This is a genomic window from Rhodoferax sp., from assembly GCF_044236835.1.
Lineage (GTDB): Bacteria > Pseudomonadota > Gammaproteobacteria > Burkholderiales > Burkholderiaceae_C > Allorhodoferax.
Genome location: NZ_JBIIGC010000010.1, coordinates 1 through 22,498, shown reverse-complemented (window position 1 = coordinate 22,498; position 22,498 = coordinate 1). Strand labels below are relative to the sequence as shown.

Annotated in this window: 25 protein-coding genes and 3 tRNA genes; 18 read left to right on the top strand and 10 right to left on the bottom strand. The window is 62.5% G+C overall.

Annotated features, from left to right (window positions below):
• Positions 1–34 precede the first annotated feature (34 nt).
• Positions 35–892 (top strand): UPF0149 family protein, encoded by an 858-nt coding sequence (locus ACILRC_RS08470; protein WP_395668924.1) that lies wholly within the window; start codon positions 35–37, stop codon positions 890–892.
• 42 nt (positions 893–934) lie between these two features.
• Here the strand turns inward: ACILRC_RS08470 and ACILRC_RS08465 are convergent, their stop codons facing one another.
• The 4 genes from ACILRC_RS08465 to ACILRC_RS08450 all read right to left on the bottom strand — a co-directional run bounded on the left by ACILRC_RS08465 (position 935) and on the right by ACILRC_RS08450 (position 4,026).
• On the bottom strand, positions 935–1,642 hold the full coding sequence (locus ACILRC_RS08465; protein WP_395668923.1) for an SDR family NAD(P)-dependent oxidoreductase: 708 nt from the start codon (positions 1,640–1,642) through the stop codon (positions 935–937).
• Entirely contained in the window at positions 1,639–2,610 is a 972-nt protein-coding gene (locus tag ACILRC_RS08460) for an alpha/beta fold hydrolase (protein WP_395668922.1), read from the bottom strand. Before ACILRC_RS08460 ends, ACILRC_RS08465 begins: the two co-directional genes overlap by 4 nt.
• A 72-nt stretch (positions 2,611–2,682) precedes the next feature.
• Positions 2,683–3,318 (bottom strand): hypothetical protein, encoded by a 636-nt coding sequence (locus tag ACILRC_RS08455; protein ID WP_395668921.1) that lies wholly within the window; start codon positions 3,316–3,318, stop codon positions 2,683–2,685.
• A gap of 183 nt (positions 3,319–3,501) precedes the next feature.
• Entirely contained in the window at positions 3,502–4,026 is a 525-nt protein-coding gene (locus tag ACILRC_RS08450; protein WP_395668920.1) for a hypothetical protein, read from the bottom strand.
• A 253-nt stretch (positions 4,027–4,279) separates the two neighbouring features.
• On the opposite strand from ACILRC_RS08450, the gene ACILRC_RS08445 reads away from it, so the two are divergent.
• The 3 genes from ACILRC_RS08445 (at position 4,280) to ACILRC_RS08435 (ending at position 6,616) form a co-directional block, all read left to right on the top strand.
• Positions 4,280–5,032 (top strand): SGNH/GDSL hydrolase family protein, encoded by a 753-nt coding sequence (locus ACILRC_RS08445; protein ID WP_395668919.1) that lies wholly within the window; start codon positions 4,280–4,282, stop codon positions 5,030–5,032.
• Between the two features lie 56 nt (positions 5,033–5,088).
• The gene (locus ACILRC_RS08440; protein WP_395668918.1) at positions 5,089–5,451 is read left to right on the top strand and encodes a nuclear transport factor 2 family protein; all 363 of its coding nucleotides are present in this window, start codon (positions 5,089–5,091) and stop codon (positions 5,449–5,451) included.
• Between the two features lie 112 nt (positions 5,452–5,563).
• Entirely contained in the window at positions 5,564–6,616 is a 1,053-nt protein-coding gene (locus ACILRC_RS08435; RefSeq protein WP_395668917.1) for a GSCFA domain-containing protein, read from the top strand.
• 45 nt (positions 6,617–6,661) lie between these two features.
• Here the strand turns inward: ACILRC_RS08435 and ACILRC_RS08430 are convergent, their stop codons facing one another.
• From ACILRC_RS08430 to ACILRC_RS08420, 3 genes are read right to left on the bottom strand one after another with little or no spacing between them, the layout of a single operon-like run.
• A complete protein-coding gene (locus tag ACILRC_RS08430) occupies positions 6,662–7,264 on the bottom strand; it encodes a LysE/ArgO family amino acid transporter (protein WP_395668916.1) in 603 nt (200 codons plus the stop codon).
• Entirely contained in the window at positions 7,261–7,755 is a 495-nt protein-coding gene (locus tag ACILRC_RS08425) for a CinA family protein (protein ID WP_395668915.1), read from the bottom strand. The genes ACILRC_RS08430 and ACILRC_RS08425 overlap by 4 nt, the downstream gene beginning before the upstream one ends.
• Positions 7,755–8,321: a phosphatidylglycerophosphatase A gene (locus ACILRC_RS08420; protein WP_395669029.1), complete on the bottom strand. Its 567-nt coding sequence runs from the start codon at positions 8,319–8,321 to the stop codon at positions 7,755–7,757. Before ACILRC_RS08420 ends, ACILRC_RS08425 begins: the two co-directional genes overlap by 1 nt.
• A gap of 163 nt (positions 8,322–8,484) precedes the next feature.
• Here ACILRC_RS08420 and ACILRC_RS08415 point away from each other — a divergent pair, with 163 nt between their 5' ends.
• Positions 8,485–10,200 (top strand): SulP family inorganic anion transporter, encoded by a 1,716-nt coding sequence (locus ACILRC_RS08415; RefSeq protein ID WP_395668914.1) that lies wholly within the window; start codon positions 8,485–8,487, stop codon positions 10,198–10,200.
• On the opposite strand, the gene thiL is transcribed toward ACILRC_RS08415, so the two are convergent.
• Both thiL and apaG read right to left on the bottom strand, forming a co-directional pair.
• Complete coding sequence (thiL, locus tag ACILRC_RS08410) at positions 10,149–11,264, bottom strand: thiamine-phosphate kinase (RefSeq protein ID WP_395668913.1); 1,116 nt, start codon at positions 11,262–11,264, stop codon at positions 10,149–10,151. The two genes, ACILRC_RS08415 and thiL, sit on opposite strands and share 52 nt — an antisense overlap.
• 64 nt (positions 11,265–11,328) lie before the next feature.
• The gene (gene apaG, locus ACILRC_RS08405) at positions 11,329–11,730 is read right to left on the bottom strand and encodes a Co2+/Mg2+ efflux protein ApaG (RefSeq protein ID WP_395668912.1); all 402 of its coding nucleotides are present in this window, start codon (positions 11,728–11,730) and stop codon (positions 11,329–11,331) included.
• Positions 11,731–11,791: 61 nt separating this feature from the next.
• Here apaG and rpe point away from each other — a divergent pair, with 61 nt between their 5' ends.
• Both rpe and gph read left to right on the top strand, forming a co-directional pair.
• Positions 11,792–12,469 (top strand): ribulose-phosphate 3-epimerase, encoded by a 678-nt coding sequence (gene rpe, locus ACILRC_RS08400; RefSeq protein WP_395668911.1) that lies wholly within the window; start codon positions 11,792–11,794, stop codon positions 12,467–12,469.
• 82 nt (positions 12,470–12,551) lie between these two features.
• The gene (gene gph, locus ACILRC_RS08395) at positions 12,552–13,283 is read left to right on the top strand and encodes a phosphoglycolate phosphatase (protein ID WP_395668910.1); all 732 of its coding nucleotides are present in this window, start codon (positions 12,552–12,554) and stop codon (positions 13,281–13,283) included.
• Here the strand turns inward: gph and ACILRC_RS08390 are convergent.
• A complete protein-coding gene (locus ACILRC_RS08390; RefSeq protein ID WP_395668909.1) occupies positions 13,280–15,070 on the bottom strand; it encodes a methyl-accepting chemotaxis protein in 1,791 nt (596 codons plus the stop codon). The two genes, gph and ACILRC_RS08390, sit on opposite strands and share 4 nt — an antisense overlap.
• A gap of 419 nt (positions 15,071–15,489) precedes the next feature.
• Between ACILRC_RS08390 and ACILRC_RS08385 the strand changes: the two genes are divergently transcribed.
• The 11 genes from ACILRC_RS08385 to ACILRC_RS08335 all read left to right on the top strand — a co-directional run.
• Entirely contained in the window at positions 15,490–17,037 is a 1,548-nt protein-coding gene (locus ACILRC_RS08385) for an anthranilate synthase component I family protein (RefSeq protein ID WP_395668908.1), read from the top strand.
• Positions 17,034–17,609 carry an aminodeoxychorismate/anthranilate synthase component II gene (locus ACILRC_RS08380; protein WP_395668907.1) on the top strand — a complete coding sequence of 192 codons (576 nt, stop codon included), beginning with the start codon at positions 17,034–17,036 and terminating at the stop codon, positions 17,607–17,609. Before ACILRC_RS08385 ends, ACILRC_RS08380 begins: the two co-directional genes overlap by 4 nt.
• 5 nt (positions 17,610–17,614) lie before the next feature.
• Positions 17,615–18,661: a low-specificity L-threonine aldolase gene (ltaE, locus tag ACILRC_RS08375; RefSeq protein WP_395668906.1), complete on the top strand. Its 1,047-nt coding sequence runs from the start codon at positions 17,615–17,617 to the stop codon at positions 18,659–18,661.
• 23 nt (positions 18,662–18,684) lie between these two features.
• Positions 18,685–19,347, top strand: a complete 663-nt coding sequence (locus ACILRC_RS08370; RefSeq protein ID WP_395668905.1) for a LysE family translocator — start codon at positions 18,685–18,687, stop codon at positions 19,345–19,347.
• A 10-nt stretch (positions 19,348–19,357) separates the two neighbouring features.
• Positions 19,358–20,404 carry an anthranilate phosphoribosyltransferase gene (gene trpD, locus ACILRC_RS08365; protein ID WP_395668904.1) on the top strand — a complete coding sequence of 349 codons (1,047 nt, stop codon included), beginning with the start codon at positions 19,358–19,360 and terminating at the stop codon, positions 20,402–20,404.
• Positions 20,405–20,410: 6 nt separating this feature from the next.
• Entirely contained in the window at positions 20,411–21,199 is a 789-nt protein-coding gene (trpC, locus tag ACILRC_RS08360; protein ID WP_395668903.1) for an indole-3-glycerol phosphate synthase TrpC, read from the top strand.
• Positions 21,200–21,209: 10 nt separating this feature from the next.
• Positions 21,210–21,965, top strand: a complete 756-nt coding sequence (locus ACILRC_RS08355; RefSeq protein ID WP_395668902.1) for a uracil-DNA glycosylase — start codon at positions 21,210–21,212, stop codon at positions 21,963–21,965.
• A gap of 16 nt (positions 21,966–21,981) precedes the next feature.
• Positions 21,982–22,067, top strand: a tRNA-Tyr gene (locus ACILRC_RS08350).
• A 36-nt stretch (positions 22,068–22,103) separates the two neighbouring features.
• Positions 22,104–22,177, top strand: a tRNA-Gly gene (locus ACILRC_RS08345).
• A 31-nt stretch (positions 22,178–22,208) separates the two neighbouring features.
• Positions 22,209–22,283, top strand: a tRNA-Thr gene (locus ACILRC_RS08340).
• An 88-nt stretch (positions 22,284–22,371) separates the two neighbouring features.
• Positions 22,372–22,498, top strand: a 127-nt coding sequence (locus ACILRC_RS08335; RefSeq protein WP_236635368.1) for a GTP-binding protein, incomplete at its 3' end; no start/stop codon positions are given.

Sequence of the window (22,498 nt, the reverse complement as noted above, 5' to 3'; positions counted from 1 at the left end):
CACGCACCGCTTTGCCCAGACCGGGACCCAAACTATGCAGACGCCACAGCCTCCCACCGATGCCGCCATGCCGGCCACAGACGCACTGTCAGCCGACGACTTTGACGCCCTCGAAGCCATTCTTGACGACCTGCGCAGCCGCTCAGATGAAACCCCGCAGTGGGAGTTTTGCGAGGGCTTCATGGCCGCGCTCATCGTGTGCCGCCGCCCCATTGCGCCGTCCGAGTACCTGCCGGTCTTGCTGGATACTTTTGGTGGTGACGGCGCGCAAGATGTCGGGGGGGCGCAAGTGCCTGGTGGCGCTTTGCAAAGCCACGCCGCGTTTTCCAGCCCCGCGCAGGCCGCGCAGTTCATGACCTTGTGGATGCGCCGCTGGAATGCCATCGCACACAGCCTGGATGCCGACATCGAAAGCCTGGACGACCCGCGCGCCTTCCACCCCGAGGTGCTGGACCTGCGCGGCGCGGTGGCGGCCTTGCCTGAGACCGAGCGCGAGGCCATGGCAAGCCAGAACCTGCCTTCGTTCGCGCAGGTGTGGGCCGTGGGCTTTATGTACGCGGTGGAGAGCTGGCCGCAAGAGTGGGTCGCCCCGCGCGGTGAGAAAGAGGCGCACCAGTGGCTCGACGAAGCGCTGGACGCCATCGTCGCCCTCAGCGAAGACGACACCGACCCGCCGACCATCGCTGTGTTTGAAGAAGACGGCCCACCCAGCGTGAGCGAGCCGCGCCTGCAAGCCTTCGCAACTGCCGTCTGGGCGGTGTACGACTTGCGCGAACTCTGGCGCAGCATCGGCCCGCGGGTGGAGCAGCTGCGTACCGAGTCACCACTTGGCCGCAACGACGCATGCTTTTGCGGTAGCGGCAAGAAGTTCAAAAAGTGCCACGGGGCGTGAGGCGCGCTGACGAGGACCAACGCCGCGCCACACCACGTGGCGTCACCAAGGCAACGCGGTTCCGTCGTGGTTAAAGAACCCGCCTGAGTCTGCAGCGTCTAGCTGTTCTAACACCGCCAGCAAGCGCTGCGCTGCCTCTTGCGGCGAGCGCACGTCCAGCCCCGCTTTGGCAAATGGCGCGGACAGCGCGGTGGCCACCGTGCCCGGGTGCAGCGCCACGCACAGCGCATGCGGATGGCGGCGGCGCAGCTCGATAGATGCGGTGCGCACCAACTGGTTGAGTGCTGCTTTGCTGGCGCGGTAGCTGTACCAGCCGCCCAGGCGGTTGTCGCCAATGCTGCCTACCTTGGCTGACAGCGTGGCAAACACCGACTTGCCTTCGCGCGGCAGCAGCGGCAAAAAATGCTTCATCAAGAGCGCCGGGCCGATCGCGTTGATGGCAAAGGACTGCGCCATGGCGGCGGCGTCGATCTGCTGCCAGCTTTTTTCGGGCTGCATGTTCTCGCCATGCAAGCTGCCCGTGGCGTCCATCAGCAAACGCAAGGGCATCTGCATTTGCGCCACGGCGTGCGCGCAGGCGGCAATGCTGGCCTCGTCTTGCAAATTTAACGCGGGCTGGCTGCGGCGTGACAGGGCCAGCACCTGCGCAAAGCCCGCATCGCTTTGCAGTTGTGCCAAGAGCGCCGCGCCAATACCGCCGCTGGCACCCACCACCACGGCGAGGCCTCCGACTGGAAAGCTGCTGCTCATTGCACGTTCCGCGCGTTGCTGATGTCGGTCGATGGCGTAGGCAGTAGCGCTTGCGCCGCAAAAAAGGTGCACAGGTGCGCAGCGGTATCGGCGGGCAACTCCTCGGGGATGAAGTGGCCGGCGTCCAGTGCCTGGCCCGACACCGTGCCAGCGCACTGCGCCTGCCACAGCGCCATCGGATCAAACAGCCGCTGCACCACGCCGCGCGCGCCCCACAGCACCAGCAGGTCGCAGGCAACTTTTTCACCCAGCGCGCGGCTGCTGCGGTCGTGCTCCAAGTCGATGCTGGCGCTGGCCCGGTAGTCCTCGCACATGGCGTGGATAGTGTCGGCCTGCGCAAAACAGCGCTCGTACTCGGCCAGCGCCGCCGGCTCGATGTGGCCCAAGCCACCCGCACCCCATCCGCCCAACTTGGCGTGCAGGTAGGCCAGCGGGTTGCCGCCAATCATCGTCTCAGGCAGCGGCGCGGGTTGAATCAGATGGAACCAGTGGTAGTAGGCTTTGGCAAACGCGAAGTCGGTGGCTGCGTACATGTCCAGCGTAGGCGCAATGTCGATCACGCACAGCCCCTGCACCCGTGGCGCGTGGTCCACAGCAAGGCGGTGCGCGACCCGGCCGCCACGGTCGTGGCCGCAGACACCAAAGTGCGCAATGCCCAGCGCATCCATGACCGCCACCATGTCGTTGGCAAGGCTGCGCTTGCTGTAGTTGCTGTGGTCGGCCAGCCCCGCAGGCTTGGACGAATCCCCATAGCCGCGCAGGTCGGGCATCACCAGAAAAAAGTCCCGCTCCAGCAGCGCCGCGACGCGGTTCCACATCACATGGCTTTGCGGAAAGCCGTGCAGCAATAACAGTGCAGGTCGCCCATCCGGCAAGCCTTGCGATACCCGCGCGTGGATGCGAATGGTTTCGCCGTGCGGTTGGGGCAGGTCAAAGTTGCGGGTGTCGAAGTGGGGGAACCAGGGCATGGGGGTGGTGAGGGAACGTTCCCTGCTTGTGATTGAAGGTCGTTCAATCATTTGGATTGGTTTATCACCGCGTCACTCCAACAGCGACCAGTTGATCAGGGTTTGGGCTTGTAACTTCTCCGTGAGACTGTGCCGATGCGCGGCACCTACCAGGAGTGCCCCTCTCTCGAAGCGGTGCTCCAGGCACCATTGCCTGATGTTTGTCAGCATCTCCAACTCGCGAAGCTCGTTAGTTCTCTCCCAAACTGCTTGAATTCCGGTCAACCCAGGATCGCCAACTTGCGCTAGCACACGCAGTTCCTCCTTACGCATCTCGGCCCAGTGCTGTTCGCAGTAGCTACTATTCAGATAGGCAAACCCATACATCCTCTGGCGTTCCCGGTCCACCCGCGCCAGTTGACGGTATACCCGACTCGTCTGTCGAACCCGCATGAAGAGCTGTTCATGATCTTCGAAGAACTCTCGGGCCGGGGTTGGCATGTCTACTGGTACCAGCTTGGTGCATGGATGTGATTCAAGGAAGAGGCACACTGCTTCTGACTCAAGGTTGCGTCGCGTGTGGCTGACATAGTAGTCGTCAAACGCCGAGACTGGAACCTCCAAGAAGATCACCTCCGGCTGCAATATATGCAGGATGGCGACTAGTTCATTCGCATTGGCGAGTCCAAGCTCCTCATGCACAGTGAAGATGAGCGTGACGCAAGACATGCTATCGGCGGCGCCCAACTAAGCTGGAACCCCCTCCGATTTGCAAGCAGAAAAGAGGCCAATATGTTGATTTCGGCGAGCCAATCGTTCGCTGTGGCGTTGAAGCGCGAAAACATTGCGTTTACGTATTGTGCATGCTCCTGAAGCACTTTGGGCCTGTGGCTTGCACCTAAAGTTGGGCTATTAAACGGCAGCATTAAACATTTCCCAAAAAATTGGACTATCGTCTGGAAACCCGAGAAAGGCGATTAGCTTTTCCTTGGGAACATGGAACTTCACGGTCACTGAACGTGCTTCATGCTTTTCTGCTGATTCCTGATTCGCGAAATAACATACATCTTTTCCTCTGCCAGTTTTCACCTTTATATGTATTTCCAATCCGTCCTTACAGTACTTTCCGAGGATGGATGCTTGGAGTATCAAATAAATTTCGTACTCTCCATCACCTGGGTGGCCAAGTGGGCCATTTGAGTACATTCCCAGTTTGTTGCCTTCCATGGCGATTTGAAAGCCTTCATTAACGGCTGTTCCCCAAAACATTCTAGGGGAAAATGGTGATAAGTGAAGTTCGTTTCCACAAAACATTCGATCGGTATATTTCCTCGCTGAGATACCATGCTCCGTCGTGAAGATTGACAACTGCCCACTTTCGATGACCTTGTCGTTTTCTAGGATTTCGCCCTTTAGTATGTGCTGAGTATCAGTCATGTTTAGTTTGTGTAATATTGAAAGTGGCGGTTACTCGGAGTTTCTAACGTGATTAAAAAAAGACGACCGACACAAGCCCGTACAATGGCACCTATTCTGAAATAGGTGAATACTGATCATGCCCATAGTTTGCCGCAAATATCAGGGTGGATTCAAGTTTGATGTGCAACGCCTGCCACTTGGTAACCGGAAGTACGGGGGCTATCTCACCGCATCATCCCCCACCACCGCACGCCCCCCGCCGCCTCCACCCATGCTCCCCGTCTACAAGACTATCCTCGCCCCCGCACTATTGTTTCAAGCCCGGCAACTGCGCAAAACCGCACTGCGTTTGCCCGAAGCTGCGGGCCCCAGGCGTGGTCGGTTTGCCGGCGTCAATGAACCCGCCTTGCGCCTTCTTTTCGTCGGCGATTCATCGGCGGCAGGCGTGGGGGTCGATTGGCAGCACGAGGCGCTCGCGTACCAGACGGCGGAGATGGTCGCGAGCGCGTCAATGCGCTCCGTGGAGTGGGAGTTGATTGCCAAATCGGGCGTTACCACCTGCGAGGCGCTGGGGCTGGTGACGGCGCATGCCCCAGGCCCAGCGGACGTAGTGGTTGCCGCACTCGGCGTCAACGATGTGACCGCGCAACACAGTGCCAAGCGCTTTGTTGCCGACTACCGCGCCCTGCTGGAAATGGTCGCGCAACGCACCGGTGCCAGGGCGGCCGTGGTGTCGGGTCTGCCCCCCTTGCACGTGCTTCCCGCCGCCCCACAGCCTTTGCGCTGGTACTTGGGGCAGTGCGCTCAGCGCCTGAACCATGCGCTGAGCGACTTGGTTTTCCAAACCAGCAACACCAAGTTCGTGTCACTGGCCTGGGCCCAAGCCAGAGACATGGCGGCAGACAAGTTCCACCCGGGCAAACTCCAGTACCGCGCATGGGCGCAGCTGGTTGCCGCTCAAATCCTTGCCCTGATGCCAACCGATAGCCGCGCTGCGTGCGCTTCTTCGGCGCGAGCTCGATAGCCAAGCGCCGCACACCATGGCGCGATGACTTGCATACACCGTTAACCAATTCTTCTATGTCCAACTTTCAACCACCCGAAGCCGTCGTACAGCGCCAACTCGACGCCTACAACGCGAAGGACCTACCAGCATGGGTCGCGACCTATGCACCAGATGCCAAGCAGTTTGCGTTGGGGGGCACTGTGCTAGCCGAGGGCCGCGAGGCGATTGCCGCACGCGCGCAGCAACGGTTTGCCGAACCCGATTTGCATGCCCGGTTGTTGCAGCGGGTGGTCATGGGCCAGGTCGTTGTGGACCACGAAGCGCTGACGCGTACTTTTGCCGACGGGCCAGGGACGGTGGAGTTGGTATGCGTTTACCTAGTGGACCAGGGCCACATCCAAAGTGCGACCTTCCACTTTGGTTCGCGGCTGGATTGAGGTAACGCTGCTTAGCCCAGCAACAAACCTATACACAGCGCGCCCATCACCAGACCGATCACGCTGCCTGCAAAGCTGAGGTCCACAAGCTTCCCGAATACACTCGGCCCATATGGAAATCATTGACCGGTTCATCGAGATGTTCAAGGCGCAGTTCCCCAGCGGAACCTGCACGCGCAAAGAGTTAATGGATGCGCTGATTCAGTTCTCATTCAAGAACGTTCAGTTTGGATTGCTGGTCAAGGACTCAGCGCCTTTTCGGGTTGAGGTGACTAACCGTTTTGGGCTCACCATCACCGATGCGGAGTGGCAAGAGGTGGTCCGTGCAGCAACGATCAACATCGTCGCAGAAGAGCACAGTTTTCCCTTGGGCAGGTATCCGGAGAATTTGTCGATTCAAACGCCCGACGAAATGGACGCGGCGCTGGATGCCGTCTTTGGGCCGGAAAACACGGGCGAACTCCTATCGATTCAGGATGCGAAGATCTTTTGCATCGGCTCCTGTTTTGCTACCAATGTCGCTTACTACTTGCAAAAAATTGGTGCGACCGTCAGCACCGCGGTGATTGCCGAAAACATCAACTCGCCGCGCAACAACGTGGACCTGTTCAGGTACTTTGCAACCCAGCAAGCCTCCGGTTTGCTGACCTCCCAAAAGCTTCTCAAGAACAACGAGATTGCAAGCATCCGAGAGAACTTTCTTCAATCAGACGTCTTGGTCCTCACGCTTGGCTGCGCGTTCTCGCTGATTGACGCTGCTACTGGCGCGCCCATCGACAAGTTGCAAAAAGGTGCAGCGTTTGATAACCCGACGGTCGAAGAGATCAAGGCGCAGTTGGCCGAGATCTTCGGCATCGTCAAAGCATCTGGTTTTAGAAAGATATTTGTGACGGTTTCACCGGTGCCGCTGGCAGGGACCTTGCTGCATGGCGGTAACCCCTATGTTTCGGACGCTGCGTCCAAAGCCAAGTTGCGCGCGGCGATTGACGAAATCTGCGCGTCCGACAGCTTGGTGATTTACTTCCCCTCGTTCGAGGCCTTCCGGCAGTTGGCGATGCACACGCATTTCCCGACGTTTGGTCTGGCCGATGGCTATTCGCGCCATGTCAATCCAGACATCGTCGAAAAAGTGGTCAATCGGTTTACCAAAAAGTATTTTGGTTAAGGCGCCGCGCGCGTTCGCGCCGTGGTGGTCCTGAGCTGACGCCGCTCAGCCCAGCAACAAACCCACACACAGCGCGCCCATCACCAGCGCGATCACGCTGTCGAGCACGCGCCACGAGATGTCTTTCTCAAACCACGGCGCCAAGAGCCGTGCACCAAATCCCAGCGCGCTAAACCACAGCAAGCTGCCCACCGCCGCGCCGCTGCCAAACACCCAGCGCCCCGGGTCGCCGCGCTGCGCGGCCACCGAACCCAGCAGCACCACCGTGTCCAGGTACACATGCGGGTTGAGAAAGGTAAAGCCAAAGCACGCCGCCATGGCCGCGCCCAGTGTGCTGCCTTGCGAGCGCTCAATGCGCATCTGGCCGCCCATCCAGGCGCGGCGCGCAGCCAGCAAGCCGTAGGCGCCCAAAAACGCCGCGCCTCCAAAGCGGGTGATGTCCAGCAGCACCTGGTTGCCCCGAATGAATGCCCCTGCACCCGCCACACCGGCCAGGATGAGCAGTGCGTCTGAAATAGCGCAAAAGGCCACGATGGGCAGCACATGTTCACGCCGCACGCCCTGGCGCAGCACAAACGCGTTTTGCGATCCGATGGCGACGATCAAGGCCAGGCCGGTGGCCATGCCGGTAAAGAAATCAAGACTCATAGCAAGGCGCGCAAGCGCTGTTCAAGGAGGGTGAGTGCGTGCAAGGTGGCCGCGTGGCGCACCGCCGCGCGGTCGCCTGGGAAGTGGTGTTGCTCTGTCCAGGTGTGGCCTGGCAGCGCCCAGCCAAACCAGACGGTGCCCACCGGCTTGGCCTCGCTGCCGCCGCCGGGTCCGGCAACGCCGGTAACTGCTAGCGCCACCTGGGCTGGCGTTCGCTGCAGCACGCCCTGCGCCATGGCGCGGGCCACGGCCTCGCTCACCGCGCCGTGCTGTGCGATGAGCGCGGGGTCCACGCCCAGCAGCTCGGTTTTGGCTGCGTTGGAGTAGCACACCAGGCCGCGCTCGAACCATGCGCTGGAGCCAGCCAGGTCGGTGCAAGCAGCGGCCACCATGCCGCCGGTGCAACTCTCTGCCGTGGCCAGCATCCAGCGCTTTTGCTGTAGGAGGTCTGCCAGCGCCACGCAAACCGCGTGCAGGCTGTGGGAGGGCATCAGGCAAACCTCCACACCGCAATCACTAGCAGGGTGCAGAACGCCGCGACCAGGTCGTCGAACAGGATGGCGAAGCCCGCTTTGCGCCAAGCAGCGGCGTCAGTCGCGGCGGTGGAGCTCGGAGAGGTGGAGGGCGAGGCCAAGGGTGATGTGCTGGGCGGCGCGTGGTGGAACAGTCGATCGGCCCAGCCTACCGGGCCGGGTTTGACCGCGTCAAAAAACCGGAACAAGCCAAATGCCACCGCCTGCTCCAGCAGCCCGGCCGGCGTCACCAGCCAGAGCACCAACCAGAAGGCCACAATTTCGTCCCACACGATGTGGCCAGGGTCCACCACGCGCATATTGCGCGCCGTGACGGTGCAGGCCCACCAGCCCAGCGGCAGCGAAAGTGCAATCACCACGCCCCAGCCGAACTCGCCCAGCCACTGCGACAGCACCGCAAACGTGACCCAAGCCCACAGCGTGCCTACGGTGCCCGGCGCGATGCGCGACAGGCCGGAGCCAAAGCCCAGCGCGATCCAGTGCGCCGGGTGCGAGCGCATGAAGCGCACCGTGGGACGCGCCATGGGTGCAAGGTACTGCAGCGCATCATGGGGTGGGGCATCGCTCGGCGGAGTCGCGCGGTCAAAAAGGGCAGGGTGGTGGGTGGTCCCATCCGGCTGCAGCTGCTGGGGGTCTTGCATGGGCGGATTATCGGCGGCGGCAACACAATGCGATATCGTTGCGGCCATGCTGCAACTCGCCCGATTCCTGCCCGCGTGGATGCGCAACTACCCGCGCCACCACTTGGGCACCGATGTGCTGGCCGGCGTGGTGACCACGGTGCTGGTGCTGCCGCAAAGCCTGGCCTATGCGCTCTTGGCGGGCCTGCCGCCACAGGCTGGGTTGGTGGTCAGCATCTTCCCGGTGGTGGCGTATGCGCTCTTGGGTAGCAGCATGACGCAGGCGGTCGGCCCGGTGGCGGTGACGGCCATCATGACGTTTTCGGTGCTCAGTCCGCTGGCCACTCCGGGCACTGCAGAGTACGTCGCGCTGGCGGCCAGCCTGGCGCTGATGTCGGGCCTGCTGGTGGTGGCGTTTGGCGTGCTCAAGCTGGGCTTTTTGTCGGACTTGCTCAGCCGCCCGGTGGTCAGCGGCTTTATCTCAGGCTCGGCGGTGCTGATTGTGATCAGCCAGTTGCGCTTGCTGGTGGGCGTGGAGGCGCAAGGCGCCGACAGTTGGCATCTGCTGGCGGCCACGGTGGCCCAACTGCCGCAGCTCAAGCCGGCCACTGCAGTGATGGGGTTGGCGGGCTTGGTGGTGTTGCTGCTGTGCCGCCACGCGTTGGCACCCACGCTGCAAGGCCTGGGCGTGAAGCCCGCGCGGGCACAGGCGGTGGTGCGGGTGATGCCCTTGGTGGTGGTGGTGGTGGCCACCTTGGCTGTGGTGGCCTGGGACCTGGACACCGCGCACGGCGTGGCGGTGGTGGGCGCCATTGTTCCTGGGCTGCCGCCGTTGCAGGGCTTTGTGCCCAGCGCTTCCGACCTGGGCTTGCTGGCCTTGCCCGCGCTCATCATCGCCTTTGTGGGCACGGTGCAAAACATTGCCATGGCGCAAGCGCTGGCGGTCAAGCGGCGCGAGCGCATCGATGCCAACCAAGAGCTGATCGGCCTGGGGGCCTCCAACGTGGTGGCGGCGTTTTCAGGTGGCATGCCAGTGGGCGGCGGGGTGTCGCGCACGGCGGTTTATGTGGCGGCGGGTGCGCAGACGCCGCTGGCGAGCCTGGTCGCTGCGTCGGCAATGCTGCTGGTGGTGCTGTTTGGCACCGAGGCCTTCACCCGCTTGCCCTTGGCGGTGCTCGCGGCCAGCATTGTGGTGGCGGCTTTGAGCATGATCGATGTGGCTGCCCTGCGTCGCGCCTGGCGCTACGACCGCGCGGATGCCTTGGCCCTGTTAGGTACGGCCACCGGCGTGTTGGTGGTGGGGCTGGAGGCGGGCATAGGCATTGGCATCGGCCTGTCCTTGGCCACGCTCTTGTTTCGGGCCAGCCAACCGCACATTGCCGTGGTGGGGCGCATACCGGGCACCGAGCACTTTCGCAATGTTGCGCGCCACGGCGTGCAGACGCTGCCAAGCGCCTTGTTTGTGCGGGTGGACGAGAGCATGTTTTTTGGCAACCTGCGCGCCATCGAAGAGCGGCTGGGCGCCGAGCTGGAGGCAGCACCGGCGGTGCACGATCTGGTGTTGATCATGAGCGCGGTCAACCGCATCGATGTGACCGCCCTCGAAGCCCTCACCGACATGCACCGCGACCTGGGCCTGCGCCAGATTCGGCTGCACCTGGCCGAACTCAAAGGCCCGGTGCAAGACCGGCTGCAGGGCACGCCGCTGTGGAGCGCGCTGTCCGGCGGGGTTTACCTGTCGGCCAACGGTGCTTTCGAAGCGCTCTCGCCGCCTTTGAAGTGATCGAACGATGCAAAGCGGTTGGCCACCGCGTTGCCATGGGCATCGACCAAGCGCAGACCGGGGGTGGCCTCAATCTGGCCAATGCGGGTGATGGGTGTGTCACTGGCGCGCGCAGCCGCGTGGGCCGCAGCGCGCAGGGCGGGGGGCACGGTAAACACCAGCTCGTAGTCGTCGCCACCAGCGAGTACGTAGGGCAGAACATCGGGCAGTGCGCTGGGCAGCTCGCCGGGTGGCGCTTCGGGTCGTGCGTGGGTGCGTTCTCCGGGTAGTGCGTCAGGCTGGAGGCTGCTGTAGTACGGAGCGGGCAGCAAGGTTTCGGCCAGCCCGGTGTACACCGTGGCGCCCACGCCGGAGCGCTTCAGGATGTGGCCCAGGTCGCCCATCAGGCCGTCGCTGACGTCGGCTGCCGCGCTGGCGATGCCGCGCAAAGCCAGTCCCAGCGCAACGCGCGGTGTGGGTGCATCCATGCGTTGGCAGGCGCGCGCCAGCAGGTCGGGCGGCAGCGCCAAGTTGTGTCGGCGCGCCTCCAGCGCCAAGCGCGCTTCACCCAAGTTGCCGCTCACAAAAATGTCGTCGCCCGCTTGCGCGCCGCTGCGCAGCAGGGCTTGTCCGGGTGGTACCTCGCCCCAGACAGTGATGCAGAGGTTCAAGGGTCCCTGCGTGGTGTCGCCACCCACCAGGTGGCAGCCGTGCGCATCGGCCAGCGCCCACAGGCCTTCAGAAAACGGGGCAAGCCAGGCGTCGTCTGCATGTGGCAGTGCCAGCGCCAGGGTGAAGGCCAGGGGCTTGGCGCCGCAGGCTGCGAGGTCGCTGAGGTTGACCGCCAGCGCCTTGTGGCCCAGCAAGCGCGGGTCGGCATCGGCAAAGAAATGCCGACCACAGACCAGCATGTCGCTGGACACCGCCAAATGCATGCCGGCTGCGGGGCTGATCAAAGCGCAGTCGTCGCCCACGCCCAAGCTGATGCCGCTGGTATCTGCCGTGCCGGGCCAACCCACCGCACCCCCAGCTTCTGCAACAAGGGGCCGATTGAAATAGCGTTGGATCAGTTCAAACTCACCCACGTTGGCCTAAATGCTGCGGTTGATCGTGGGGTCTGCTTGCGCGCGCGGGGTGGGGCAGCGCGCGTTAGTGAAGGGTGCGCGTGTTGCCCAGTCCGTGGTCGCCGCTGAGGGCGTCCAGCACAAACATGGGCACCAGGGCGTCGAACTTTTCGCCGTCCTCGGCCACGCAAAAGAAGCTGCCGTGCATGGTGCCGGTGGGCGTGCGCAGGCGGGTGCCGCTGGTGTACTCAAAAGCCTGCCCCGGTTTGAGCAATGGCTGCTGCCCGACCACGCCCAGGCCCTTGACCTTTTCGGTGTGGCCGTTGGCATCGTTCACATTCCAGGTGCGCGAAATCAGCTGCGCCACCGCCTCACCGGTGTTGGTGATGGTGATGGTATAGGCGAATACATACAGGCCTTCGTCGGGGTTCGACTGGTCGTGCAGGTATTGCGGGGATACTTCCACCGTGAATTCGTACTTTGCCATGGGGCCGATGCTAACTGCGAAAATGGCGGCCACATAAAACCACCCTCGATCCCCCGCTGATATGACCTACCGCATCGCCCCCTCGATTCTTTCTGCTGACTTCGCCCGCCTGGGCGAGGAGATCACGAACGTGGTGGCCGCGGGTGCGGATTGGATTCACTTCGATGTGATGGACAACCACTATGTGCCCAACCTGACCTTCGGCCCCATGGTCTGCAGCGCCCTCAAGCCCCACGCCAAAACCGCCGCCGGGGTGGCGGTGCCGATCGATGTGCACCTGATGGTCTCGCCCGTCGATGCGTTGGCGGCGCATTTTGCGCAGGCTGGCGCCGACCTGATCAGCTTTCACCCGGACGCGTCCACCCATGTGCACCGCAGCATCCAGGCCATCAAAAGCACCGGGGTTCAGGTGGGTTTGGTGTTCAACCCAGCGGAGCCGCTGGATGTGCTGGACTGGGTGATTGACGACATCGACCTGGTGCTCATCATGAGCGTCAACCCCGGTTTTGGCGGCCAGAGTTTTATTGACTCCGCGCTGCGCAAAATCGAAGACGTGCGCCGCCGCATCACCGCGTGCGGCAAAGACATCCGCCTGGAGGTGGATGGCGGTATCAAGATCGACAACATCCGCCGCGTAGCCGACGCGGGTGCCGATACCTTTGTTGCGGGCAGCGCCATCTTTGGCCAGCGCGACTACAAGGCGGTGGTGGATGCGATGCGCTCGGCTTTGGCGGCCTAGGCGCGGTGCCAGCCACTTCATCTCGCTACCGCGTTGCCGTGCGGTCCCAAGCACGCTGCCTTCTAGGGTAATGCGCGCACCGATGTCACCACCGTTGCCTGCAAACCCCGCCATTGCCTTGCCCTGGGCTCGGCAGGACCTGGACGCCGCCTTGGTCGACCTGGACGGCACGCTGGTGGACACCCTGGACGATTTTGTGGAGGCGGTGCAACGCATGCTGCAGGACCTGCCTGCACCCTACTGCCACCACCGCACCCACCGTCACGCCCTGGAGCTTTTGGTGGGCAAGGGCGCGGACAACCTGGTACGGCGCTTACTCGCGCTGATTGACGCTACCCAGCACAGCAGCGCCACCGAGGCCCTTCGCGCCCATGCGTTGGAGCGTTACCTGGCGCACTATCGCGATGTCAACGGCAAGCGCGCACAGCTGTACCCCGGGGCCCGCGAGGGGCTGGCGCAACTGCATAACTTGGGTTGGCGCTTGGCTTGCGTCACCAACAAGCCCACGGCGCCTGCCCAGGACTTGCTGGCGCACTTTGGGTTGGATGGATTCTTCGCGTTGGTCGTGGGCGGAGACGCCACCGAGCGCAAGAAGCCCGACCCGATGCCGCTGCACATGGCATGCGCCCATTTGGGCGTGGCACCGCAACGCAGCCTGATGGTGGGTGACTCCAGCAACGACGCCCAAGCGGCCCGGGCTGCGGCTTGCCCGGTGCTCTTAGTGACCTACGGCTACAACCACGGCCAAGACATTTTTGCGGTGGACGCCGACGCCTTCACCCACAGCCTGGCCGATCTGCGCTGGCGCGATTAGAAGGTCTCCCACTCGTCGTCCCGCCCCGCGCTGACGGGGGCCTTGGCGGTCTTGGCAGGCGCCGGTGCTGCTGGTTGCGGCAGCGAGGGTGCGCGGGCGCTGAGTTTGGGCGGGGCGGCTTTGGGCGCAGCGGGTTTCTTGGCAGCGGGCGCGCTGATCTTGGGCGCGTCGGCCCTGCGCTCGGTGCCTTGGAAAGCCACCCCTTTGGGTTGTGCAGCCCGCAAGGTGGGTTTGGGGGCTTGGTGCGCCAACTCCATGGCGCCAAGTTTGAATACCGCCACGGCCTGCACCAACTCGCTCGCCTGGCTCTTGAGGCCGCTGGCCGCCGCAGCCATCTGCTCGACCAGCGCCGCATTCTGCTGGGTGGACTGGTCCATCTGAGTGACGGCCTCGCCTACCTGGGCAACCCCAGCGGCTTGCTCGTTGCTGGCGGCGCTGATTTCGCCCACCAAATCGGTCACGCGCCGGATCGCGCCCACCACTTCGGTCATGGTTTCGCCGGCCTTGTCCACCAGTGCCGTGCCTTGTTCGACCCGCTCGACGCTGGCGCTGATCAGGCTCTTGATCTCCTTGGCAGCGTCGGCGCTGCGTCCCGCCAGCGAGCGCACCTCGGAGGCCACCACCGCAAAGCCGCGGCCCTGTTCACCGGCGCGGGCCGCTTCGACCGCAGCGTTGAGTGCGAGGATGTTGGTTTGGAAGGCAATGCCGTCGATCACGCTGATGATGTCGGCAATCTTGCGCGAGGAATCGTTGATGCCCTTCATGGTCTGCACCACCTGGCCCACCACCTCGCCGCCCTGGATGGCCACAGTAGAGGCGCTCATGGCCAACTGGTTGGCCTGGCGGGCCGAGTCGGCGTTTTGCTTGACCTGGGAGCCCAGCTCTTCCATCGATGCTGCGGTTTGCTCCAGCGCGCTGGCTTGGCCTTCGGTGCGGCTGGAAAGGTCGTGGTTGCCCTGGGCAATTTCGCTGCTGGACATGGCCACACTTTCCGCCCCGCTCTTGACGCCACGCACAATGCCCACGAAGCTGGACTGCATACGTGCCATGGCGTTGAGGAGCTGCACCGTTTCGTCATTGCCTGCGGGGCGGATGGTGTTGGTCAAATCACCCTGGGCCAGGTGGTCCGCCACCTCGACCGCGTGGGCCATGGCGTGCGACACATGCCGTGCCAGCCACAGCGCCGAGCCCATGGCCAGTGCCACCGCAAAAGCCAAGATCAACCCGACTGTGAGGCGAGAGTTTGCCTCTGTTTTTTCAACCGCCTTCGCGTAAGACGCGACATCGCTGGCGATGATGTCGCTTTGCTTTTCCAGGGCGACTTCCAGCACCTCAAACGCTTTTTGGAACTCGGGGTAGGCGACGATGGCAGCGACTGGGTCAGTGGCGGCCAGCGCCTGGGTTTGCTTGGCCGAAGTTACATACGCTTTGAGCGCGCTGTCGATGCTGGCCATGCTGGCTTTGGCATCCGCGGAAATTGGCAGGGCTTGCATTTCGGCCAGCGCCTTGGTGAAAGTGTCGGCGTGTGCAGCCAAGTCTTTCTGCGCTTCGGCCAGACCTTCGGGCTGGTTGGTTTGCGCACTTAACAAAGCCAGCAGCACATCACCCCGGATGGCGTCGTGCATCATGTCGGCATCTTGGCTTTTTTGCAGTGCTTGGCCTGTTGCCACCGACTTGTCGAAGGTATCGACCAACTGCGATTCGCTGAAGAAGGCGGCACCGCCGACCAAAACGGCAGCAACAATGCCGACCAAACCCAAACCCAAAACCTGGCTACGAAGCTTCATCTTGAAACCTTCTTTCTTTTCGTGTTGGCCGCAACGAGCAGGTTGGCCTCGGCCCCAACCTGTTATCCCAGTGCGTGCGCTTGTGACAGCCTAGGTTATAGACGAACTTCGAGCCCGTGCCCACGCTGCGCGCCGAATAATTTGGCGAAATACGTGCTGCGGTGCACGCCCTGCGGTTTGCTACACTGTTCCGATGTTCATTCACCGCATCAGCGTGACAGGTCGCAGTGACCGGGGAGCCTGGCCCTGGCGTCACTGCCTTATGTTTGCCTGACCCTTCGCTGGTCGCGCCGCGCGTGCGGTGTGCGCTGGTGGTTCTCAGGCTGGTCTGGCCAAGCGCACGGTGATGCAACGCGGTTCGTCCGCAACCACCCCCTCGTTTGTGCCGCCTTGTTCTCATTTTCATAAGGCGCTTGCGCGTGATGACAGAGTCTGAATTCCAATCCCTCGCTGACCAAGGCTATAACCGCATCGCCTTGTCAGCCCAGGCCTTCGCTGACCTGGAAACTCCCTTGTCCCTGTACCTCAAGCTGACCCGCCCCAGCGGCGACGCGAATGCCGAACCGGCAGCCAACAGCTTCTTGTTGGAGTCGGTCGTGGGCGGTGAGCGCTTTGGGCGTTACAGCTTTATCGGGTTGCCCGCCCGCACCTACTTGCGCGCCAGTGGGTTTGGCGTAGCGGCGCGCACTGAGGTGGTGACCGATGGCCAGGTGGTGGAAACCTCAAGCGACAACCCCTTGGACTTCATCGCTGCGTACCAGCAGCGCTTCAAAGTGGCGCTCCAAAGCGGCCTGCCGCGTTTTTGTGGCGGGCTGGCCGGCTACTTTGGCTACGACGCGGTGCGCTACATCGAGAAGAAACTCGAATTCAGTTGCTCACCCGACAGCCTGGGTTGCCCCGACATCTTGCTGCTGCAGTGCGAGGAGTTGGCCGTCATCGACAACCTGTCTGGCAAGCTGTACCTGATTGTGTACGCCGACCCTGCCAAGCCACGCGCTTACGCTGGCGCGCTCGAGCGGCTGGCGCAACTCAAGGGCCTGCTATCCAGCGCGGTTGCGGTGCCCGAGGTGCGACCCACGCAAGCCCACGCCGCCCAGCGCAGCTTTGATAAAGCCGATTACCTTGCCGCCGTCGAGCGCGCCAAAGCGCTGATTGCGGGTGGCGATTTCATGCAGGTGCAAGTGGGCCAGCGCATCCACAAGCGGTATACCCAATCGCCCTTGAGTTTGTACCGCGCTTTGCGCTCACTTAACCCCAGCCCCTACATGTACTACTACCACTTCGGCGCCATGGAGGGTTCGCCTACCGGCTTCCATGTGGTGGGCGCATCGCCCGAAATCTTGGTGCGCCAAGAGCAGGTAGTGGTGGATGGCGCAGCGCAGACCAAAGTCACGATTCGCCCCTTGGCCGGCACACGCCCGCGGGGCGCCACCCCGGAGCTGGACAAAGCGGCCGAGCATGAGCTGATCAACGACCCGAAGGAGCGCGCCGAGCATGTGATGCTGATCGACCTGGCGCGCAACGACATTGGCCGCATTGCCACCACCGGTAGTGTGAAAGTCACCGACGCGTTTTGCGTAGAGCGCTACAGCCACGTGATGCACATCGTCAGCAATGTGGAGGGCACTTTGCAGCGAGGCATGGCGAGCATGGATGTGCTCAAGGCCACCTTCCCCGCAGGCACCTTGACTGGTGCGCCCAAGGTGCACGCTATGGAGTTGATCGACCAGCTGGAGCCGACCAAGCGCGGCATTTACGGCGGCGCCTGTGGCTACCTGAGCTATGCCGGTGACATGGACGTGGCCATCGCAATTCGCACCGGCATCATCAAAGACCAGGTGCTGTACGTGCAGGCCGCGGCAGGTGTGGTGGCCGACAGCGTGCCCGAACTAGAGTGGAGAGAAACCGAGGCCAAGGCCCGCGCGCTGCTGCGCGCCAGCGAGGTGGTGGAAGAGGGGATGCTATGAAACTCTTGATGATCGACAACTACGACAGCTTCACCTACAACATCGTGCAGTACTTTGGCGAACTGGGTGCCGAGGTGGAGGTGTTTCGCAACGACGAAATCACTGTCGAAGGCATCGTCGCACGCAGTCCTGACCGGCTGGTGGTTTCCCCCGGGCCGTGCTCGCCCAAAGAGGCGGGCATTTCGGTGGAGGCGATCCAGTTTTTCATGGGCAAGTTGCCGGTGCTGGGTGTGTGCCTTGGGCACCAAAGCATTGGCGCGGCGCTGGGCGGCACTATCGTTCGCGCCAAGGAGTTGATGCATGGGAAAACCAGTGTCATCACTACCACGCAGGAAGGTGTGTTTACTGACTTGCCAAGGCAATTCACCGTCAACCGTTACCACTCGCTGGCGATTGAGCGCAGCAGCTGCCCACCTGAATTGGCTGTGACCGCATGGACAGACGACGGCGAAATCATGGGTGTACGCCACACTGGCTTGCCATTTGCGGTGCGCATGGAAGGCGTGCAGTTCCACCCGGAGAGCATCCTCACCGAGCACGGCCACGCCATGCTCAAGAACTTTTTGGATTGAGCACCATGGCCCGCACTGTTGATCTGCGCAGCGACACCGTTACCCAGCCCACCGAGGCCATGCGCGCGGCGATGTTTGCCGCGCCCTTAGGCGACGATGTGTTTGCCGACGACCCCAGCGTCAACGCCTTGCAAGACAAGATTGCAGCGCTGCTGGGTTTCGAGGCCGCGCTGTTCATGCCTACGGGGACGCAGAGTAATTTGTGTGGCATCTTGGCACATTGCCAGCGTGGCGACGAGTACATCGTGGGCCAGTTTGCCCACACCTACCGCTGGGAGGGTGGTGGCGCTGCGGTGCTGGGTAGCGTGCAGCCGCAGCCATTGACGCACCAGGGCGATGGCACCCTGGCCTTGGCCGACATTGAAGCCGCCATCAAGCCCGACGACGCGCACTTTGCCCGCACCCGCTTGCTCACCTTGGAGAACACCTGGGGCGGCAAGTTGCTGCCCCTTGCCTATGTGCAGGCCGCCACCGCGCTGGCCCAATCCAGAGGGCTGGGCCGTCACTTGGATGGGGCCCGCTTGTTCAACGCGGCGGTGGCGCAGTCGGCTCAGCGAGGTAGTGACCCGTATGCCGAAGCACGCGAGATCGCGCAGTGTTTTGACAGCGTGTCGGTGTGCTTCAGCAAAGGCCTGGGTGCGCCCGTGGGCTCTGCGCTGTGTGGCAGCAAGGCGCTGATGGCGCGCGCGCACCGCATCCGGAAAATGGCGGGCGGTGGCATGCGGCAAGCCGGCTTGCTGGCGGCCGGCGCCTCACATGCGCTAGACCACCATGTGATGCGGCTGGCCCAGGACCACGCACTGGCGCAGACGCTGGCTGATGGGCTCGCGGGTATCGAAGGCCTGGTGGTAGAGCCGCCGCAGACCAACATCGTGTTCGTCGATCTGGAGGGCGCAGCGCGTGCGCGCTCGGCGCAGTTGCTCGATCACCTGAAGAGCCAGGGTGTGCTGGCAACGGGCTTGTACCGCTTGCGCATGGTCACCCACCTGGATGTGGATGCTGATGGTGTGGCCCACGCGGTAGCTGCGGTGCGCAGCTTTTTTGGCGCGTAAAGCGGGCACCGAAAGACACTCCCATGGACCAAGTTCACCATCTCGGATGGTTTGTGTTGGCCGGTTGGCTGCTCAATCTCACCCCGGGCCCCGATGTGCTGTACATCGTCACCAACGGCTTGCGCCAGGGCGCGCGCGCAGGTTTAGTGGCAGCGCTGGGCATCACCGCAGGTTGCTTTGTCCATGTGTTTGCTGCGGCGCTGGGCGTGGGCGCGTTGCTGGCAGTGTCGGCTACCGCGTTCACGGTGTTGAAGTGGGCTGGCGCTGCCTACCTGGTCTGGATGGGTGTGCGGCTGTGGCGCTCGGGCGCGCCCAAAGCCTGGCATTTGGATGCGCCGGCAACAGCTGCGCTGGTTGAACCTGCGGGCCTGGTGTACCGCAAGGTGTTTTTGACCGGGTTTTGGACCAACGTGCTCAACCCCAAAGTGGCGATTTTCTTTTTGGCCTTTGTGCCGCAGTTCATCGTACCCGGCGCGCCCAACGCCACCCTGGCTTTTATTGCGCTGGGCGTGTTGTTCAATCTCAACGCCCTGCCCATCAATTGTGCTTATGCGCTGCTGTCTGCGTGGGTCGCCAAGCGCGTGGATGCGGTGCAGCGTGGCATGCATTGGATGGACCGCATTGCGGGTACCTTGTTCATCGCGTTTGGCGCCAGACTGGCCCTGACCCACGCACCTACTTCTTGAGGAATTCGTGATGCCTGACTCCACCTTGAAAATCACCCCGCAAGCTGCCTTGCAGCGCACCATAGAACACCGCGAAATCTTTCACGATGAGATGCTGCACCTGATGCGCCAGATCATGTCGGGCGAGGTCTCGCCAGTGATGGTGGCAGCCATCACCGTTGGGCTGCGGGTGAAGAAGGAAACCATTGGCGAGATCACCGCAGCGGCGCAGATCATGCGTGAGTTTTCCACCAAGGTGGAGGTGGTTGACACATCGGCGCTGGTCGATATTGTGGGCACCGGCGGCGACGGTTCGCACACCTTCAACATCTCCACGTGCTCCATGTTTGTGGCAGCAGCAGCAGGTGCCAAGGTCAGTAAGCACGGGGGGCGCAGTGTCAGCAGCAAAAGTGGCAGCGCCGATGTGCTCGAAGCCTTGGGGCTCAACATCAACCTGTCGCCAGCTCAGATCGCTCGCTGCATCTCTGAGCAAGGCGTGGGCTTTATGTTCGCGCCCAACCACCACCCGGCCATGAAGAACGTGGCGCCGGTGCGCCGGGAAATGGGCATCAAAACGATATTCAATTTGCTTGGCCCACTGACCAACCCCGCAGGTGCGCCCAACATCCTGATGGGCGTGTTTCATGCTGACCTGGTGGGTATTCAGGTGCGTGCTTTGCAGCGCTTGGGCGCCCAGCACGCGGTGGTGGTGTACGGCCGCGACGGCATGGACGAAGTCAGTCTGGGCGCGGCCACCTTGGTCGGCGAATTGAAAGACGGCGAAGTACAGGAGTACGAAGTTCACCCCGAAGACTTCGGCATGACCATGGCCAGCAGCCGCGCGCTCAAGGTGGAGAACGCGCAAGAGTCGATGGCGATGCTGTTGGGTGTCTTGAACAACCAAAGCGGACCCGCCAAAGACATCGTGGCACTCAATGCGGGTGTGGCGCTCTACGCCGCCAATGTGGCGCCAACCATGCAAGCCGGTGTGGCGCTGGCGCAAGCGGCCATCGCTTCGGGCGCTGCCAAGGCCAAACTCGACGCCTTGGTGGCGCTGTCCAACACACTCACACAGTAGGCCCTCATGAGCGACATTTTGGACAAGATCGTGGCGGTCAAGCGCCAAGAAGTGGTAGCAGCTAAGTCGCGCAAGGCTTTGGACCTAGTGCGCGCCGATGCGCATTCGCGGGTGCTGACACGGGACTTTGTGGGCGCACTGCGCGCCAAGATCGCAGCGGGCAAGCCCGCAGTGATTGCCGAGGTCAAAAAGGCCAGCCCGTCCAAAGGCGTGCTGCGCGAAGATTTTGTCTCCGCCGACATCGCCCAAAGCTACGCGGAGTACGGTGCGGCCTGCCTGTCGGTGCTGACCGATGTGCAGTTTTTTCAAGGCAGTGTGGATTACCTCAAGCAGGCGCGCGCGTCGTGCCCGCTGCCGGTGCTGCGCAAGGACTTCATGGTCGATGAGTACCAGGTTTACGAGTCGCGTTGCATGGGGGCCGACGCCGTGTTACTCATCGCCGCCTGCCTAGATGACGCCCAGCTCAGCGAGTTTGAGGCCATTGCCATTGATCTGGACATGGCAGTGTTGGTGGAGGTGCACGATGTTGAGGAACTGGAGCGCGCATTGCGCCTCAAGACCCCGTTGATCGGCATCAACAACCGCAATCTCAAGACCTTCGATGTTTCGCTCGAGACCACATTGTCATTGCGCGCCCAGGTGCCGTCTGACCGGGTGCTGGTGACTGAAAGCGGCATCCACAGCCGCGAGGATGTGCTGCGTATGGGCGCTGCGGGCGTCAACGCATTCTTGGTGGGAGAGGCGTTCATGCGCGCCCCGGAGCCAGGCGAGGCGCTGGCCGCGCTGTTCGCTTGAGGGCGAGCGCATGGTGCAGGTAGTGGGCGTGGACCAGACCGCTGATTTTTTTGGCGCGCGCACCGATTGCTTGCAGCCAGGCGACGCGCTTAACGGGCCTGTTGCAGCCGGTTGGCAGTCTATCGTGGATGGTTTCTTTCAGTCATCTGCAGGGCGCGATCTGAAAGAATTTCTTGCGTGCAGGCTCGCAGCGGGTGCGCGCATCTATCCCCCGCAACCTTTGCGCGCGTTGGAACTGACGCCCCCTGGTGCCGTGCACACGGTCATCGTAGGCCAGGACCCCTACCACGGCGCCGGTCAGGCCGAGGGTCTCGCGTTTTCGGTGGCGGCGGGGGTTCGGCCGCCGCCGTCGTTGCGCAACATCTTCAAAGAGGTCGAACGCGACCTTGGGCCTGCCTCGTCGCAGTTTCCGGTGACCCGAGGAAGTTTGCTGCCTTGGGCCGCCCAGGGGGTTTTGCTGCTCAACACCTGCCTCACGGTAGAGGAGGGGCGTCCGGCGAGCCATGCCGGCCGTGGCTGGGAGGTGCTGACTGACGCTGTGATCCGTGCGGTATCGGCCTCGGCGCAACCGGTGGTGTTCATGCTCTGGGGCGCCCATGCGCAATCCAAGCGTGCGCTGGTGGACGGATCCCGACACCTCGTGTTGGAGGCCAACCACCCGTCGCCGCTGTCGGCACTGCGCCCGCCGATTCCTTTCGTTGGGAGCCGCCATTTTTCGAAAGCCCTCGTCTGGCAGCATGCCCGCCGTAAAAACTTCATGGCATAATTTGGGGTTCACCTAAGGAGAGGTGGCCGAGTGGTTAATGGCAGCAGACTGTAAATCTGCCCTCTTGCGAGTACGCTGGTTCGAATCCAGCCCTCTCCACCAGTGATGTAGATGCTGTTTGATTGCGCACCCGTGATTGCGGGGTTCGTATAGTGGTAATACCTTAGCCTTCCAAGCTAAAGCGAGGAGTTCGATTCTCCTACCCCGCTCCACAGCATGCACATCGCGTTGGTGTTGAATATCGCCCTTTTGGCTCAGTGGTAGAGCACTCCCTTGGTAAGGGAGAGGTCGCGGGTCCGATTCCCGCAAAGGGCACCAGTTCCTTGGCCGCTTTTCCGTGCCCCCGGAAACTCTGGCTGCGGTGCTTTATTGATGTTTTTATCTCACTACTGCTCGGAGTTCGACTATGGGTAAAGAAAAATTCACACGCACCAAGCCGCACGTCAACGTAGGCACGATTGGCCACGTGGACCACGGCAAGACCACGCTGACTGCGGCCATCACCACGGTGCTGGCGGCCAAGTTTGGCGGTT